General features: G+C 31.0%; 10 protein-coding genes, 6 pseudogenes and 1 CRISPR repeat array. Of the genes and pseudogenes, 12 read left to right on the top strand and 4 right to left on the bottom strand.

Features of this window, described 5'->3' with window-relative positions:
* Nucleotides 1–372: 372 nt before the first annotated feature.
* The 4 genes and pseudogenes from cas9 to cas2 all read left to right on the top strand — a co-directional run bounded on the left by cas9 (nucleotide 373) and on the right by cas2 (nucleotide 5,122).
* Nucleotides 373–3,849: a type II CRISPR RNA-guided endonuclease Cas9 gene (gene cas9, locus AC0L5U_RS04240; RefSeq protein ID WP_473414826.1), complete on the top strand. Its 3,477-nt coding sequence runs from the start codon at nucleotides 373–375 to the stop codon at nucleotides 3,847–3,849.
* Between the two features lie 2 nt (nucleotides 3,850–3,851).
* Nucleotides 3,852–4,100, top strand: coding sequence for a hypothetical protein (locus AC0L5U_RS04235; protein WP_473414825.1), 249 nt, complete (start codon nucleotides 3,852–3,854; stop codon nucleotides 4,098–4,100).
* The gene (gene cas1, locus AC0L5U_RS04230) at nucleotides 4,079–4,747 is read left to right on the top strand and encodes a type II CRISPR-associated endonuclease Cas1 (protein WP_473416162.1); all 669 of its coding nucleotides are present in this window, start codon (nucleotides 4,079–4,081) and stop codon (nucleotides 4,745–4,747) included. Before AC0L5U_RS04235 ends, cas1 begins: the two co-directional genes overlap by 22 nt.
* A gap of 28 nt (nucleotides 4,748–4,775) precedes the next feature.
* Nucleotides 4,776–5,122: pseudogene (gene cas2 / locus AC0L5U_RS04225) on the top strand (CRISPR-associated endonuclease Cas2).
* Between the two features lie 108 nt (nucleotides 5,123–5,230).
* A CRISPR array of direct repeats spans nucleotides 5,231–7,634; the repeat unit is 46 nt; unit sequence ACTGCGAATGCTAAGTAAAAATACAATTCTGAAAGCAATTCACAAC.
* Between the two features lie 276 nt (nucleotides 7,635–7,910).
* Here cas2 and AC0L5U_RS04220 read toward each other — a convergent pair.
* The 3 genes and pseudogenes from AC0L5U_RS04220 to AC0L5U_RS04210 all read right to left on the bottom strand — a co-directional run bounded on the left by AC0L5U_RS04220 (nucleotide 7,911) and on the right by AC0L5U_RS04210 (nucleotide 10,284).
* Nucleotides 7,911–8,744, bottom strand: a complete 834-nt coding sequence (locus tag AC0L5U_RS04220; protein ID WP_473414824.1) for an OmpA/MotB family protein — start codon at nucleotides 8,742–8,744, stop codon at nucleotides 7,911–7,913.
* A 106-nt stretch (nucleotides 8,745–8,850) separates the two neighbouring features.
* A pseudogene (locus tag AC0L5U_RS04215) lies at nucleotides 8,851–9,841 on the bottom strand (glycosyltransferase family 2 protein).
* On the bottom strand, nucleotides 9,838–10,284 hold the full coding sequence (locus tag AC0L5U_RS04210) for a type I restriction enzyme HsdR N-terminal domain-containing protein (protein WP_473414823.1): 447 nt from the start codon (nucleotides 10,282–10,284) through the stop codon (nucleotides 9,838–9,840). The pseudogene AC0L5U_RS04215 and the gene AC0L5U_RS04210 overlap by 4 nt, the downstream one beginning before the upstream one ends.
* A 61-nt stretch (nucleotides 10,285–10,345) precedes the next feature.
* Here AC0L5U_RS04210 and holA point away from each other — a divergent pair, with 61 nt between their 5' ends.
* Nucleotides 10,346–11,350, top strand: a complete 1,005-nt coding sequence (gene holA / locus AC0L5U_RS04205) for a DNA polymerase III subunit delta (RefSeq protein ID WP_473414822.1) — start codon at nucleotides 10,346–10,348, stop codon at nucleotides 11,348–11,350.
* Nucleotides 11,350–12,014: pseudogene (locus AC0L5U_RS04200) on the top strand (uracil-DNA glycosylase). The gene holA and the pseudogene AC0L5U_RS04200 overlap by 1 nt, the downstream one beginning before the upstream one ends.
* Nucleotides 12,015–12,017: 3 nt before the next feature.
* On the opposite strand, the gene AC0L5U_RS04195 reads toward AC0L5U_RS04200, so the two are convergent.
* Nucleotides 12,018–12,212, bottom strand: coding sequence for a hypothetical protein (locus AC0L5U_RS04195; protein ID WP_473414821.1), 195 nt, complete (start codon nucleotides 12,210–12,212; stop codon nucleotides 12,018–12,020).
* A 281-nt stretch (nucleotides 12,213–12,493) separates the two neighbouring features.
* On the opposite strand from AC0L5U_RS04195, the pseudogene AC0L5U_RS04190 reads away from it, so the two are divergent.
* From AC0L5U_RS04190 to AC0L5U_RS04165, 6 genes and pseudogenes are all read left to right on the top strand, one after another.
* Nucleotides 12,494–13,334 (top strand): annotated as a pseudogene (locus AC0L5U_RS04190) (1,4-dihydroxy-2-naphthoyl-CoA synthase).
* Nucleotides 13,335–14,238: pseudogene (gene menA / locus AC0L5U_RS04185) on the top strand (1,4-dihydroxy-2-naphthoate octaprenyltransferase).
* Nucleotides 14,239–14,254: 16 nt separating this feature from the next.
* Nucleotides 14,255–14,974, top strand: a complete 720-nt coding sequence (locus tag AC0L5U_RS04180; RefSeq protein ID WP_473414819.1) for a hypothetical protein — start codon at nucleotides 14,255–14,257, stop codon at nucleotides 14,972–14,974.
* Between the two features lie 59 nt (nucleotides 14,975–15,033).
* Entirely contained in the window at nucleotides 15,034–15,750 is a 717-nt protein-coding gene (locus AC0L5U_RS04175; RefSeq protein ID WP_473414818.1) for a hypothetical protein, read from the top strand.
* Nucleotides 15,751–15,782: 32 nt separating this feature from the next.
* Complete coding sequence (locus AC0L5U_RS04170; RefSeq protein WP_473414817.1) at nucleotides 15,783–16,460, top strand: metal-dependent hydrolase; 678 nt, start codon at nucleotides 15,783–15,785, stop codon at nucleotides 16,458–16,460.
* A gap of 14 nt (nucleotides 16,461–16,474) precedes the next feature.
* Nucleotides 16,475–17,163, top strand: a pseudogene (locus AC0L5U_RS04165) (DUF2490 domain-containing protein).
* The last annotated feature ends 6 nt before the right edge of the window (nucleotides 17,164–17,169 follow it).

The following is a 17,169-nucleotide window of genomic DNA, read 5'->3' as shown; positions in this document are numbered from 1 at the left end:
CTACCCACAAGGGGTCAGGCTTTCACTAGTCGCTCCTCCTTAGGTCGGGAGCTCCAACATGCCGTTCAATCCTTAGCGCAGAAGAAAATTTTTCTCTTATATTAAAAAAATCTCAATTTTTAAAGTTAATTTTCTTACATTTAAACTCTTCCTTGTAATTAGTAGCACATAACAAAAAAAGAAAAGGCGATAGAAATTAATCTACCACCTTGAATGTTTTCACAACGGAATAATCCTTATTGTGAATTGCTTTTAGAATTGTATTACAAATTTATATAAAATTTATTAAATGTAGCTGATTTTTGTCAGTTAAATCTTAAAAGTATATATATATATATATATTTATAAGTTTAAAAATAGAAATAAACTTAAATGAAAAAAATATTAGGATTAGATTTAGGCAGCACTTCGATTGGTTGGGCTTTTATTAATGAAGCAGAAAACAAAAAAGAAACATCATCAATAATTAAAACAGGAGTTAGAATTATTCCTTTAACAGTTAATGAAAAGGATGAGTTTTCAAAAGGAAATGCACTTTCTACTAATTTAGAGCGTACACAAAAAAGAGGAGCGCGTAGAAATAATCAAAGATTTAAACAACGTAGAAATAAACTCCTTAATATTTTAATTGAATTAAAGTTTATTTCATCTGAAGAAGATTTAAAATCAAATAAATCAATCGAATTATATGAAAATAGGGCTTTAGCCGTAGAACGCAAAATTAAAAAGAAAGATTTAGCAAAAGTTTTGTTCTTATTAAATGGTAAAAGAGGGTATCAAAGTAACAGAAAAACAAATGACGATGATAGTGACTCTGATTATCTTTCTAAAATTTCAGATCGTGATGAAGAATTAATAGAAAAAAATATAACTATTGGACAAAAGTTTTTTGAGTTATTGCAAATGAATTCTTTGGCAAGACTAAAAGATAGAGTGTATTCCCGCAAAAGTTATGTGAAAGAGTTTGATGCTATTTGGAACGAACAATCAAAACACTACCCAAAACTTACCGATGATTTAAAAAAAACTATTAAAGATGAAATTATCTTTTATCAACGTGATTTAAAATCTCAAAAAGGTTTACTCTCAGAATGCGAGTTTGAGAAACATCATAAAGTTATTCCTATATCATCTCCACTATTTCAAGAATTTAGAATTTGGCAGAAATTGCATGATATAGTTTTGAAGGATAGATTTTCTATAGAATATACTTTAAAACAAGAACAGAAAGAGGCATTATTTGATAAACTTCAAGAAGTTGAAAAACTTACAGATAAACAGATTCTAAGAGAATTAAACTCAAATCCTTATGAGTATAATTTAAACTTTGAGAAGATAGATGGCAATACTACAAGAGCACAGTTATTAAAAATTTTAGCAAAAACAGGTTACGATACAACTGATATTTTAGATTTAGATATTTCTATTGCTGGAAATAATTACGACAAACAACCAGTACTTCAACTTTGGCATTTAATATATGCAGCAAAATCAACGGATAAACTTATAGATAATTTAAAGGAGAAATTTAGTTTTAATGATGAACAGGCCAAAGAAATTTCAAATAAAGTTCTTTATAAATTAAAGTATGGAAGTTTATCAGCAAGAGCTATAAAAAAGATTTTGCCATATATGCAACAAGGTTATAATTATACTGATGCATGTGAAAAAGCAGGTTATAGGCACTCAAGTTATGTTACAAATGAAGAAAAAGAAAACTGGAAACCTAAAGACTTAAAACTATTACAGAAAAATAGTTTGAGAAATCCTGTTGTGGAAAAAGTAATTAACCAATTGATTAATGTTGTTAATGCAATTATTAAAGATGATAGTTTAGGCAGACCAGATGAAATAAGAATAGAAATGGCTCGTGAATTGCACATGAATGCAAAAAGGAGAAAAGTTTTAACAAAACGTATAAATGATAGTACGAAACGGCATCAATCTATAAGAATAAAATTAAAAGAGGAGTTTAATATTAATCGTCCAAGTAGAAATGATATTATTAAATATAAGCTTGCTGAAGAAACAAATTGGATTTCTTTATACTCCGGTAACCCTATAAAGCCTTCTCGATTATTCACACAAGATTATGATATAGAACATATTATACCTAAAGCAAGACTCTTTGATGATTCTTTTCAAAACAAAACTCTTTGCGAATCAAAATTAAATAGAGAAAAAAGTAATCAAACTGCTTTTGATTACATGAGTTCTAGAGGGGAAAATAATTTGAACAATTATGTTTCGCTAATAAAAGGTAACAAGAAAATATTTAAACCAAAACGTGAAAAACTATTAATGACTTCTGATAATATTCCAGATGATTTTATTAATAGGCAATTAAGTGAAACCCAATACATCGCTAAAAAGGCAAAAGAGCTTTTAGTTTCAGTTTCTAAAAATGTAACAACAACTAGTGGCTCAATAACCGATTTATTAAAATCGCAATGGGAATTACCATTTATAATTCAAGATTTAAACTTAGATAAATATAAAGGAATTGATCAAACAGAAATTAGAGAAATAAAAACAAATGGAAACAAAACTAAAAAAGTAGAGCAAATTTTTCATTTAGATAAAAAAGGAAATAAATCATTTTGGAGTAAAAGAAACGATCATCGTCATCATGCTCTTGATGCTATTGTGGTGGCGCTTACCAAACAAAAACACATTCAACATTTAAATACATTAAACGCATCTTTTGAAGAACGTTACAGCGATAATGAGGACAATGTTAAAGTTGCTGCACAAAAATTTGATATGCCATGGCTTAGTTTACGTAGAGATGTAAAACATGCTCTGGACAATACTTTAATTTCATTTAAACAAAAAAATAAAGTTGTCACTAAGAATATAAATAAAACTAAAGCTAGTAAAAGAGAACATATACAAACAACACTAACACCCAGAGGACAATTACATGAAGAAACTGTATATGGAAAAATAAAGCAACTAAGAGATAAACCTTTAGTTTTAAATAAACGATTTCCTGTTGAATATGCGGATTTGATTGTTAATGATACTATTAAAACTTTAGTAAAAGCGCAATTAGAGAAATTTGATAATAATCCTGTAAAAGCTTTTGATACTAAGGTTTTGAAAAAAACGCCTTTACTAATAGATGGAAAACCAATTAAAAATGTTGTTTGTTATGAAAATACATTTGTTATAAGAAAACCAATAGATGACAAGCTAAATATTGAAAATGTTATTGATAAAGGTATACAGTCAATTTTAAAAAATCGATTAGATGCTTTTAATGGTAATAAAAAATTGGCGTTTTCTAACTTAGAGGATAACCCAATATATTTAGATAAAAATGAATCTATTGAAATTAAACGCGTAAAAATAAAAGCTAGATATACAGATTTGCAAGATGTGGGTAGGGGCTACGTGAATTTGGGCAATAATCATCATATAGCAATTTACCAAGATGAAAACGAAAAGATTCATGGAGAGAAAGTAAGTTTTTTTGAAGCTGTAGAACGCGCAAAACAAAACTTGCCAATTGTAAAAAGACAGCATGAACTCGGGTGGGATTATTCATTTAATATTCAAATTAACGACTATTTCGTGTTTTATAATGATGAATTGACAATAGAGACTGACTTATTAGATGAAAATAATTATGGACTTATTTCTAAAAGTCTTTTTAGGGTTCAAAAATTATCAATAGATGCAAAAGGTAGTCCTAATATAGTTTTTCGAAACCATTTAGAAACCACTCTGGATAATATTTATGAGTTTGCAACGATAAATATTAGAAGTTATGGGAGATTCATTAGTAAATGTCAAAAAGTTCAAATAAATAATCTAGGACAAATCGTAAAAATTGGAGAATACTAATTATGATAAAACGCACACTATTCTTCGGTAACCCAGCCTATTTAAGCACCAAAAATCAACAATTGGTGGTTAATTTCCCTGAAGCGGATAAAAAAGAAGCGACTATACCCATTGAAGATTTAGGCTATATCATTTTAGAAGATCCGCAAATCACTATTACCAATGGATTGTTGATGAAATTAGTGGAAAATAAAACGGGGTTGTTACTTGCAATAAACAACATTTACCTATTTCATTTTTACAACCATTAATAGGGCATAGTGAACAAACGGAACGTATGCGTCATCAATTTAACGCTAGTGTACCACTTAAAAAGAATATTTGGCAACAAACCATAAGTGCGAAAATCTATAATCAGGCTAGGTTTATGGATCAGAATAACATACCAACCCGTAAAATGTACAAATGGGTAAGCGAAGTAAAAAGTGGTGATGTCGAAAACCATGAGAGTAGAGCTGCGGTGTATTACTGGCAGCATATTTTTGGGATTGAAGATTTTACAAGAGGGCAACATGGTACACCTCCAAACAACTTACTGAATTATGGCTATGCTATTTTGCGTGCGGTAACAGCCAGAGCTTTAATTGGAAGTGGATTATTGCCATCATTAGGTGTATTTCATCGTAATAAATACAATGCCTTTTGTTTGGCAGATGATATTATGGAACCTTACAGGCCTTATGTGGATGCTTTGGTGTTTGATATTTTAGAAAGAGGTTTGGATATTGATGAAATTACAACAGCAATTAAAAGCGAATTATTAATGATCCCAGCAATGGATGTTTTTATAGATGGAAAGCAAAGTCCGTTGATGATAGCCATGAGTAGAACCACTAATAGTTTATACGAATGCTTTACTGGTTTAAGTAGAAAGGTTTTATATCCAGAGTTCGATTAAAATTTTAGACTTAGTTTGAGGTAGCACTATGAGAAATGATAGATTTTCACGATTAAACCAATATAGAAGTATGTGGGTACTAGTTTTTTTGATTTGCCAACTGAAACAAAGAGGGATAGAAGTCGTGCTACAAAGTTTAGAAAAAACTTATTGAATGATGGGTTTAGCATGTTTCAGTTTAGTATTTATATGCGGTTTTGTGCCAGTAGAGAAAATGCTGAAGTACATACCAAACGTGTTAAAAAAAGTTTGCCCGAATATGGTAAAATAGGCGTCATGCAAATAACCGATAAGCAATTCGGGATGATGCAATTGTTTCACGGACAAAAACCTACTGAATTAGAAACACCTTCACAACAACTGGAATTATTTTAGAAATTGAAATGTCAGGTTGAGCGCAGTCGAAACCTCTTAAAACGTACAAATATTAAATCCTACAAAAGCACTTAACATGCAGTATATCAATATTTTAAAACTTGATATACTGCGAATGCTAAGTAAAAATACAATTCTGAAAGCAATTCACAACGAACAAGGCCGCAACCAACAAGGCCGCAAGCACTGCGAATGCTAAGTAAAAATACAATTCTGAAAGCAATTCACAACAGCAGTAAGTATTACGAATCAGATACTATAACTGCGAATGCTAAGTAAAAATACAATTCTGAAAGCAATTCACAACTGTCCAGCTACGGTTTACCTACAACCAAGCACTGCGAATGCTAAGTAAAAATACAATTCTGAAAGCAATTCACAACAGACAGTCAAAACGGTAAAACATTTCTTTTACTGCGAATGCTAAGTAAAAATACAATTCTGAAAGCAATTCACAACTAGTTCGTACAAATGGGTAGCACAGCTTTTACTGCGAATGCTAAGTAAAAATACAATTCTGAAAGCAATTCACAACTTGATACCCTGCAACAGCCCCTCCAGTAGTACTGCGAATGCTAAGTAAAAATACAATTCTGAAAGCAATTCACAACCAGCTGAAGCTTCACGCATTTTTTCAATACGCTGCGAATGCTAAGTAAAAATACAATTCTGAAAGCAATTCACAACATAAGAAGCCGCACCCGTAACGCTAAAATAACTGCGAATGCTAAGTAAAAATACAATTCTGAAAGCAATTCACAACACCTTGACTAACAATAACACATCCTTCATTACTGCGAATGCTAAGTAAAAATACAATTCTGAAAGCAATTCACAACTTTAACGGGTTTGTTTTTAAGACAGGTTTTACTGCGAATGCTAAGTAAAAATACAATTCTGAAAGCAATTCACAACTGGATATCACTTCTTTATTGGAGTGGTTTTACTGCGAATGCTAAGTAAAAATACAATTCTGAAAGCAATTCACAACACCTACATATTCATCTTCTGTCATTTCATTACTGCGAATGCTAAGTAAAAATACAATTCTGAAAGCAATTCACAACTTGATAATACCACGCTTATCATTAGTAGTTACTGCGAATGCTAAGTAAAAATACAATTCTGAAAGCAATTCACAACTAATAAGTTTCAATCAATTTGAAATAATCGACTGCGAATGCTAAGTAAAAATACAATTCTGAAAGCAATTCACAACTGGTTGTATAATCTCATTCCAAAACTGTGTACTGCGAATGCTAAGTAAAAATACAATTCTGAAAGCAATTCACAACTATACGGCTGTATATAATGCATAATTGAATGGCTGCGAATGCTAAGTAAAAATACAATTCTGAAAGCAATTCACAACAGAAGAGCGGTTTAATACGGCTTTGTCGTTACTGCGAATGCTAAGTAAAAATACAATTCTGAAAGCAATTCACAACTACATTTCATCTGTTTTCCCATTTTCTTTAACTGCGAATGCTAAGTAAAAATACAATTCTGAAAGCAATTCACAACTAAACTACGCTGTATAAGTTTGTATTGTTAACTGCGAATGCTAAGTAAAAATACAATTCTGAAAGCAATTCACAACTATTTCGTATTTAATCTTCTTTTTCGACATACTGCGAATGCTAAGTAAAAATACAATTCTGAAAGCAATTCACAACACCTGTGTGATTAACCGATTCCATTATGGAAACTGCGAATGCTAAGTAAAAATACAATTCTGAAAGCAATTCACAACTATAGGATGCGGCGTTTAAAGATGTTGTATACTGCGAATGCTAAGTAAAAATACAATTCTGAAAGCAATTCACAACATCCAGTTGTTGAATAAATCACTTTGGTATACTGCGAATGCTAAGTAAAAATACAATTCTGAAAGCAATTCACAACTAGTTTCTAATTTTTTATGACGAAGTATTTACTGCGAATGCTAAGTAAAAATACAATTCTGAAAGCAATTCACAACTGCGTTATTCTTTTCCCAAATCCAATCATACTGCGAATGCTAAGTAAAAATACAATTCTGAAAGCAATTCACAACTAACCAACGCTCTAAGGCTACTAATAAAATACTGCGAATGCTAAGTAAAAATACAATTCTGAAAGCAATTCACAACCTGTTGTACGTTCTATCTTGAACTTCTTGTACTGCGAATGCTAAGTAAAAATACAATTCTGAAAGCAATTCACAACGGGGTGTAAACCAAATACCAACCATTATTGACTGCGAATGCTAAGTAAAAATACAATTCTGAAAGCAATTCACAACATGTCTAGGTAACGGTCTGTACTATTAGGAACTGCGAATGCTAAGTAAAAATACAATTCTGAAAGCAATTCACAACGTTAACGTATGTACAATAGTATCACTAACTAATGCGAATGCTAAGTAAAAATACAATTCTGAAAGCAATTCACAACAAGCTACTATTAATATTACAACTTTAGAAAACTGCGAATGCTAAGTAAAAATACAATTCTGAAAGCAATTCACAACTTGTGGTTATTCTAGCCTAACGGTTTGTATACTGCGAATGCTAAGTAAAAATACAATTTATAATCTTTTACTCTACATTAAACATTCTAAAAGGTAAACAATAATTTTTCAGGATATTCTTCTGCGTTAAGGATTGAACGGCATGTTTGAGCTCCCGACGGAGGAGGAGCGAGTAGTGAAAGCCTGACCCCTTTTCGGAGTAACGCCCAAATTTTTAAAAAAGAAAAAGCCCAACTATAAAAGTCGGGCTTGATTCAAATATTATAAGTTAAGGTATTAGTTACCTTCTAAGTTTTTCATTTCCTTTTCAACTAAATCGTAGAACTGATCTAATTTTGGAAGTACTACAATACGTGTACGTCTGTTTGTTGCTCTGTTTTCAGCAGTATCATTATCTACTAAAGGAACATATGAGCTACGCCCTGCTGCAATTAGTCTATTAGGATTTACATCTAACTCTTCTAGAACACGAATAATTGAAGTAGCACGTTTAACACTTAAATCCCAGTTATCTATTAACACACCGCTAGAGTATGATCTGCTATCTGTATGACCTTCAACCATACATTCAAAATCAGGTTTTGCATTAACAACTTTAGCAACTTTTCCTAATACTTCTTTAGCTCTTGTAGTTACATTGTAACTTCCGCTTTTGAATAGTAATTTGTCTGATATAGAGATGAATACAACGCCTTTTTCAACATTTACTTCAATGTCTGGATCGTTAATTCCAACCTCACGTTTAAAGCTAGTTACTAATGCTAATGTTACGCTATCCTTCTTGGTTACAGCATCTTGTAATCGTGTAATTTTTAAATCTTTTTCTTTTAAACTTTCTAATGTTTTTTCAACATTACTCGCACCTTTAGCCGAAATTATTCCAAGGTTATCATTAGCATCTTTTAAATCTTTAACTCTTTCTTCTAAAACAGAAACTTTTGCAGTAGCAGAAGCTCTCTCTTCTAAACAAGAGTTTAACTTTACTGTTGCTGAGTTTAACAAATCTTGAGTTTCTTTTTGTTTTTCTTCAAGTGCCATAAAATCTTTTTTAGATACACATGAGCTTAACAGTAATAATGTAGATAAACTAAGTAATAAAACTTTTTTCATAATAATAAATGGTTATTTTCGGATTAAATATTTGCAAATTATTTCGACAAAAGTATATAAAAATAGGTTGAATATAGAACTGTTAACAAAACTTTTACTAACCGAGTTATAAACTTTTGTAATTCTTGGTTTTATTTACGAAATAATCCCAAACAATGGATGTTATGGTGTAATATTTTCGCTTAGCTTTGAATTGTTTTCTTTTTTTTAGTAAACTAGAAAGGTGTGCGTAAAAGCTAAAATGGGCTTTTATAATTGCAATAAAGTGATTTAACTTTAATTGGAATAAGAATTTAATGCCTGCAATTCCATCTAAAATCAACCTTGCTAATACCAAGAAAAATAAATTGCCGTTTGCATTTTTAACCAAGGCAAAAAGACTATTTCTAAAATTTAAAAAAGTCTTTTTAGGTTTTATATTGTTTAAAGTAGCACCACCTACATGAAAAACTTCAGATGCTCCAACATATACTGTTTTGTAACCTTTATTATGTGCCCGCCAGCATAAATCTATTTCTTCCATATGAGCAAAAAAAGATTCGTCAAAACCACTTAATTCTTGATAAGCACTGCTTTTTATGAAAAAGCATGCGCCAGAAAGCCCAAAAAATAGGGACGGTGTCATTGTATTGTTTAGTGTCCTCTTCAATAGTTTCAAAAATTCGTCCTCTGCAATAAGGGTAACCGAATTTATCAATAAAACCACCAGCTGCACCTGCATATTCAAAATGAGTTTTCTTTTTAAAATCTAATATTTTAGGTTGAATAATAGAGATGTCAGCATTTTCTTTAAATGTTTCTTGAATTGGACTAAGCCAGTTCTTGGTTACTTCTACATCACTATTCAATAAACAATAAATATCAGCTTTAACATGCGTTAGGGCATCATTATAACCTTTGGCAAACCCACCGTTTTCTTTGTTTTGAATGATTTTTAAAGTTGGGTAATTGGTTTTAATAAACTCCACCGAATCATCAGTTGAATCATTGTCAGCAATGTAAATGTCTGCTTCTTCAGAATATTTTGTTACCGAAGGCAAAAACTGTTCTAAAAGTTTTTTTCCATTCCAATTTAATATGACTATTGCAATCTTCATTTACTGTAATCTGGAATATCTTCTAAAAATATATATTGTTCTCTTTCAAAATCCATTCGACAATAATAATGATTAAATCCGTTAGTAACCATTAAATAATCTGCTTTCAATACCATATTATATCGCGCTATTTGATCGAAAGTAGCTTGTTTAATGTCAATTTTTGGTGCTTTACATTCTACTATTAAGTTAATTTCGCCATTAGATTTAAAAATAACAATATCATAACGTTTCTTTAAATCATTAACCTTCAATTCTTTTTCAACATTAATTAAAGACTTAGGGTAGTTTTTATGTTCAATTAAATAATGCACACAATGTTGGCGTACCCATTCTTCGGGTTGTAAAATCACAAATTTTTTACGGATGATATCAAAAATAGAAACTTTATTTTCGCTATTTTTGAATCGAAACGCACATGTTGGGAAATTCAATTTTTGCACATCACAAATTTATCATTCTAATAGTATTTTAGATACTTTTTACAGAAAATTTTCTTGAGATTTGGACGAAGTTAAACAACTAGTAACAGATATTAAAAATCGAAATTTAAAACCTATTTATTTTTTAATGGGCGAGGAGGCTTATTATATAGATAAAGTTTCAGATTTTATAGAAGATACTATTTTAACTGAAGCAGAAAAGGGTTTCAATCAAATGGTGTTGTATGGCAGAGATATTTCAGTAGATGATATTGTAAGTAATGCAAAGCGTTACCCGATGATGGCAGAATATCAAGTGGTAATTGTAAAAGAAGCGCAAGATTTATCCCGTACTATTGAGAAATTGGCAGCTTATGCAGAAAATCCGCAACCTTCAACAGTTTTAGTTATAAACTATAAATACAAAAAGATTGATAAGCGTAAGGCACTATACAAAACGCTTAAAAAAACTGGAGTAGTATATGAAAGTAAAAAGCTTTATGAAAATCAAGTAGCTGATTGGATAAGACGCGTACTATCTCCAAAAGGCTATACCATTACACCAAAAGCAGCACAAATGCTAGTTGAGTTTTTAGGTACAGATTTAAGTAAAATTAATAATGAACTTGAAAAGCTTCAAATTATATTACCAAAGGATAGTCAAATTACACCAGAGGTAATTGAAGAAAATATTGGTATTAGTAAGGATTATAATAATTTTGAATTGCGCAAGGCAATTGGTAATAGAAATGCTGTAAAAGCACATCAAATAGTGAATTATTTTGCTGAAAATCCAAAAGATAATCCTATGGTGGTTACGGTGTCTTTACTTTTTAATTTCTTCTCACAATTGTTACATTTTCATGGATTAAAAGATAAAACGCCTCGAAGTGTAGCTTCTGCGCTAAAAATAAATCCATATTTCGTTAACGAATATGTTACAGCAGCAAGAAACTTCCCGATGCGCAAGGTAAGTGCAGTTGTATCTACTTTAAGGGCTTTTGATGTTAAAAGCAAAGGAGTAGGAGCCAATGCAGTTCCACAAGGGGATTTATTAAAAGAATTATTAGTTAGAATATTAAATTAATGGATGTAGCAATTCACGATAGTTGGAAATCTCACTTAAAAACCGAGTTTGATAAACCTTATTTTGAAAGTTTAACAAGTTTTGTTAAAGATGAATATTTGAATTATCAATGCTTTCCTCCGGGAAAAGAAATTTTTAATGCTTTTAATTATTGTCATTTTGATGATTTAAAGGTGGTGGTTATTGGTCAAGATCCTTACCATGGTCCTGGACAAGCAAACGGATTATGCTTTTCTGTAAACGATGGTATTGCTCATCCACCTTCATTGATAAATATCTTTAAAGAAATTGACTCAGATCTCGGAAATCCATATCCAAAAAGTGGAGATTTATCTCGTTGGGCTAAACAAGGTGTATTGCTTTTAAATGCAACACTCACGGTAAGAGCTCATCAAGCAGGGAGTCATCAAAAAAGGGATGGGAAACTTTTACAAATGCAGTTATAAAGTGCATTAGTGATTCAAAAGAAAATGTTGTGTTTTTATTATGGGGAGGTTTTGCAAAACAAAAAACGAAACTTATAGATAACTCAAAACATTATGTGTTAACATCAGGTCATCCTTCTCCTTTAAGTGCAAACAGAGGATACTGGTATGGTAACAAGCATTTTAGTAAAACAAATAAACTACTTGCTGCACAAAATAAAGCTATGATAAAATGGTAGTAATTAGCTTCCTGTTGGAGCAAGTTCTTGGCTAGTAGTCTCAACTTCTAAAGTACTATTCAATTGAATTGGTTCAATAGAATTGATTAATTCTTCCTTAACAACTTTTACATTTTTAGGTAAAAATTTAACGACTAAGAATATCACAACATTTAAAGCAATTAAAGCAAAAATAGATAGAGTAATGTTAAATAACATAGGCATGGGGTATTATTTATTCGATAAAAGTATATAAAATTTCGACGAAATGCAAATTTTTTGGTTGAAATGTTAAACTTTTGTCAAAGTTAATAAAAATTTAATGATTCACAATGCGTATAAGTACGTATTTTTCATACAAAGTAATTTTTAACAATATAGTAACAATCAACTCACTAACCATTTAGCTATCAATTGTTAAGAGAGCAATTACTGTATTCGTTAACTAAATACTTGAAAGTCTTAAGAAATAAAATTTATTTTGGCTAAAATATGTCAATATGGAAGAACCAAAATGGATAGTTGTTAAGGATTACGAAGACATTACCTATAAGAAATATAATGGTGTTGCTCGTATAGCCTTTAACAGACCTGATGTTAGAAATGCGTTCAAGACCAAAAACTACTAGCGAACTTTATGATGCTTTTTACGATGCAAATGAAGATGTAAACATTGGAGTAGTACTACTATCTGCTGAAGGCCCATCAACAAGAGATGGTGTGTATTCTTTTTGTAGTGGTGGAGACCAAAAAGCAAGAGGGCATCAGGGTTATGTTGGTGAAGATGGTTATCATCGTTTAAACATATTAGAAGTACAACGTTTAATTCGCTTTATGCCAAAAGCTGTTATTGCAGTAGTTCCAGGTTGGGCAGTTGGAGGAGGTCATAGCCTACATGTAGTTTGTGATTTGACTTTGGCAAGCAAAGAACACGCTATTTTTAAACAAACAGATGCAGATGTTACAAGTTTTGATGGAGGGTATGGTTCTGCTTATCTTGCAAAAATGGTAGGACAAAAAAAAGCTAGAGAAATATTTTTTCTAGGCAGGAATTATTCTGCGCAAGAGGCTTTTGAAATGGGAATGGTAAATGCTGTAATTCCGCACAATGAATTAGAGGTCACAGCCTATGAATGGGCTCAAGAAATACTGGCAAAATCTCCTACATCTATTAAAATGCTTAAGTTTGCCATGAACTTGACTGACGATGGTATGGTTGGCCAACAGGTATTTGCTGGAGAAGCCACACGATTAGCATATATGACCGAAGAAGCTAAAGAAGGGCGTAATGCGTTTTTAGAAAAACGTAAGCCTAATTTTGATAAAAAATGGATTCCTTAAATGAGTAATATTTCTATTTGGATTTCAGCAATGCGTTTAAGAACGCTTCCGCTTTCGGTATCGGGAATAATTATTGCATCTAGTTTTGCTGCTTATAATGGTTGTTTTAATTGGTATGTGTTTACACTAGCAATCTTAACAACTATAAGTTTACAAATACTATCTAACTTGGCTAATGATTATGGTGATGGTGTTAAAAGGTACCGATAACGATCAAAGATTAGGGCCAGAACGTGCCATACAGAGTGGTGCCATTTCTCCAGAAGCCATGTTTGATGCTATTAAATTGAATATTCTCATTTGTATCGCTCTAGCATTTTTGCTAATTTTTACAGCATTTGGCTCACAGCATTTTTTGCTTACACTATTATTTTTTGGATTGGGGATTGCCTCGGTAGTTGCTGCTATGCGTTATACAATTGGTGGAGGAGCATATGGCTATAGAGGTTTGGGAGATATTTTTGTTTTTATATTCTTTGGGTTAGTAAGTGTTGTAGGCTGTTATATCTTATATGCAAAAACCATAGATCATTTAGTGTTTTTACCAGCTATAACGATAGGTTTATTAAGTGCAGCCGTACTTAATCTTAATAATATGAGAGATATAGAATCTGATAAAAAAGCTAATAAAATTACAATGGCGGTAAAATTAGGTCAAGAAAAATCTAAAATTTACCATTTCTTTTTAATCATTTCTGCTATTGTGGTTTCGGGACTTTTTGGAATTCTTTATTATACTTCTCCTTTCAATTTAATTTTCGTTCTTGCTTATATTCCTTTATTACTTCATCTTAAAAAAATAAAAGTAAACAAAAACCCTAAGTTATTAGATCCTGAATTAAAGAAAATAGCGTTGACCACTTTTCTGTTGTCAATTTTAATGGCTTTAGGGTATTTATTCTAAACAAAAAAATAATTTTATGAAAAAAATAATTTGCTGTCTATTATTAGTAACAGGACTATTAAGTTATTCTCAAAAAACCACTTTAAAAGTACTGGAGAGTGCTGAGTTTAAAGATAAAGTCAAATCGGGGGCTGTATTATCAATGCACACTTCTCCTTCAGGTTTAACAGGCATTGTAAGATACAGTAAAAAAAGCTTTCTTTTTGATGTATTTAATGAATCATTAGGTCGTATAAAAAACCGCCTGATTCCAAAAGATAAAAAAGAAAGTTATCGCGGCGATTTAACTTTTGATAATACCATAAAAATTTTTACAGTATATGCACCATCTAATAAAGAGCGCATACTATATTGTCATGAGTTTAATCTGAGCGATGGTTCTCATAAAAAGACAAAATTATTTAGTGCAGATGTTGAGAAAAATCAAAGCATATTTTCAGGGAGTAACAAGCGCGAAACAGGTTTTGCTTTATCGCCAAATGGAGAATATTTTGTTGTTTCAACCGATGATATTAAGAAAAATTCAAATTCATTCACCATCCACGTTTATAATTCTTTAACACTTGATTTAATCTATAAAAGATCATATCAAAAAAATACAAAGAAATTTTATGAACCCAATGATTTATCAATTGATGATGATAAAAATGTATTTGCTTTAGGGAAATTATTTTTAGAAGGACGTAAAGAAAAAAGGGAGGCAAGGCAAATTATGAGTTTGTACTCAATAAAATAAATAAATCTGAGACTATCACAACAAAAGTAGATGTCAGTAAAGATTCACATATAAGTTCATTGATAATTTCTAACATAGATAATAACATTCGTTTAATTGGTTTTTATTCTAATGAAAAGGCTGGTAAAATAAAAGGGACTTTAATATTTAATGTAGAAACAAGTAATTTAAGTGTTGTAGAAAGTAAATCTTTTAAGCTTCCAGAAGATGTTTATAAAGATTTATATACTGAAAGGACTGCAAAGCGAAAGAAAGGAAAGAATAAAGAGTTTGGAAGCTATTACGTAGATTATATTATAAATGATGATGAAGGCAATACGTATTTACTAGCTGAACAATTTTTTATAACCCAAATTTATGTTTCTAATGGAGTAAATGGAGGTGGGTATTGGCAAACTGTTTATCATTATAATAATGTTTTAGTTCTAAAACTTGATACTTCAGGAGAATTAGTTTGGGGAAGAAGTATATTTAAAATGGCAAATGCACCATCATACAATGCTTTTATTAAAAATAATGAGCTTCATGTTATTTTGAATTCAGGCAAAAGATTAACTGAAAAAGATGATGGGAGAGTAAAAGTATCAAAAGGCTGGCTTGAGTCCACATCATTGTATGATATAGTTTTTGATAATCAAGGAGAAGTTAGTTATAATAAAATACAAGACAATAAGGGTAACACATTTTATACACCTTACTATGGTGTTTTTAATGGCAATCGTTTTATTACAATAAGTGGAAGAGGTGGTAAAAAACAATTTTTAATTTTGGAGTAAAATCATTATTTTACTAGATAAAATTAAAGTATATGAAAATCACATTTTATGGTCACGCCAGTTTAGGGATTTCAATTGGGGATGTTACAATTATTGTAGATCCATACATATCTGCAAACCCCAAAGCTTCTAGTGTTGATATAGAATCACTTAAGTCTGATTATATTCTAATTACTCACGCCCATCAAGACCATATTCTTGATGTAGAACTTATTGCAAAACAAACAGGTGCAGTTATTGTGTCTAATTATGAAATAGCAACGCATTATGATAGTTTAGGGTATGAAACGCACCCTATGAACCATGGAGGTACATGGGATTTTGATTTCGGATCGGTTAAATACGTAAATGCAATTCATACATCTTCATTTCCGGACGGTAGTTATGGTGGACAACCAGGTGGTTTTGTAATTGAGGGCGAACATAAAAACATTTACATAGCTGGAGATACGGCTTTAACTTTTGATATGAAGTTAATCTCACTCCAAACAAAGTTGGATTTAGCCATTTTACCTATAGGCGATAATTTTACAATGGGCATTGATGATGCCATCATAGCGAGCGATTTTTTAGAATGTGATAAAATCCTCGGCTATCACTATGATACCTTTGGCTACATAGAAATTGACCATGAAGTCGCAAAACGCAAATTCTTTGAAAAAAACAAAGACTTAATGTTATTAGATATTGGTACATCTATAGAGTTATAATTTAAAATTTATACATGCGTAAACTTTTATTATTAATTGGAGCTTGCTTGATTTTTAGTTCATCAAATGCTCAGATAGATCAATCAAAAACTGGTGCTTGGTACATGTACTTTTTTAAGCATCAATTTAAAAATAGTCAGTTTGGAATTCAAGGTGATTTGCAATACCGAAATTGGAATACTTTCGGAGATCTAGAACAACTTTTAATCCGTTCTGGAGTAACATATACTCCAAAAAACGCCAATATTTTATTCACTTTAGGCTATGGGAATATCACAACAGGACAATTTGGGGATAGTAATGCTACAACTTCTGAAAGTAGAATTTATCAGGAAGCTTTGATTCCTCAAAATTGGGTGGTAGATTTTACTTAGCGCATCGCTTTAGATACGAGCAACGTTTTGTTGAAAATCAAGACTTTAGAACACGCTACCGTTATAATGTATTTTTGAATATTCCTTTGAATAAAAAGGAACTTACTGAACAATCAGTTTATATTGCTTTGTATAATGAGTTATTTATCAATGGAGAAACGAATATTGGAAATGATAGAACAGTTGGATTCTTCGATAGAAATAGAACATATTTAGGTTTTGGTTATGTTTTAAAGCAAGGTATGAAGTTTCAATTAGGTTGGATGAATCAAAAAACAGTTAATTGGGGCAAAGGACAATTACAATTAAGTTTTCATCATAGTTTTTAATATTCG

The organism is Jejuia sp. G7-7 (genome assembly GCF_055808955.1).
Note: the sequence above shows the minus strand (reverse complement) of the source record. Positions and strands in the feature narration are given on the sequence as shown.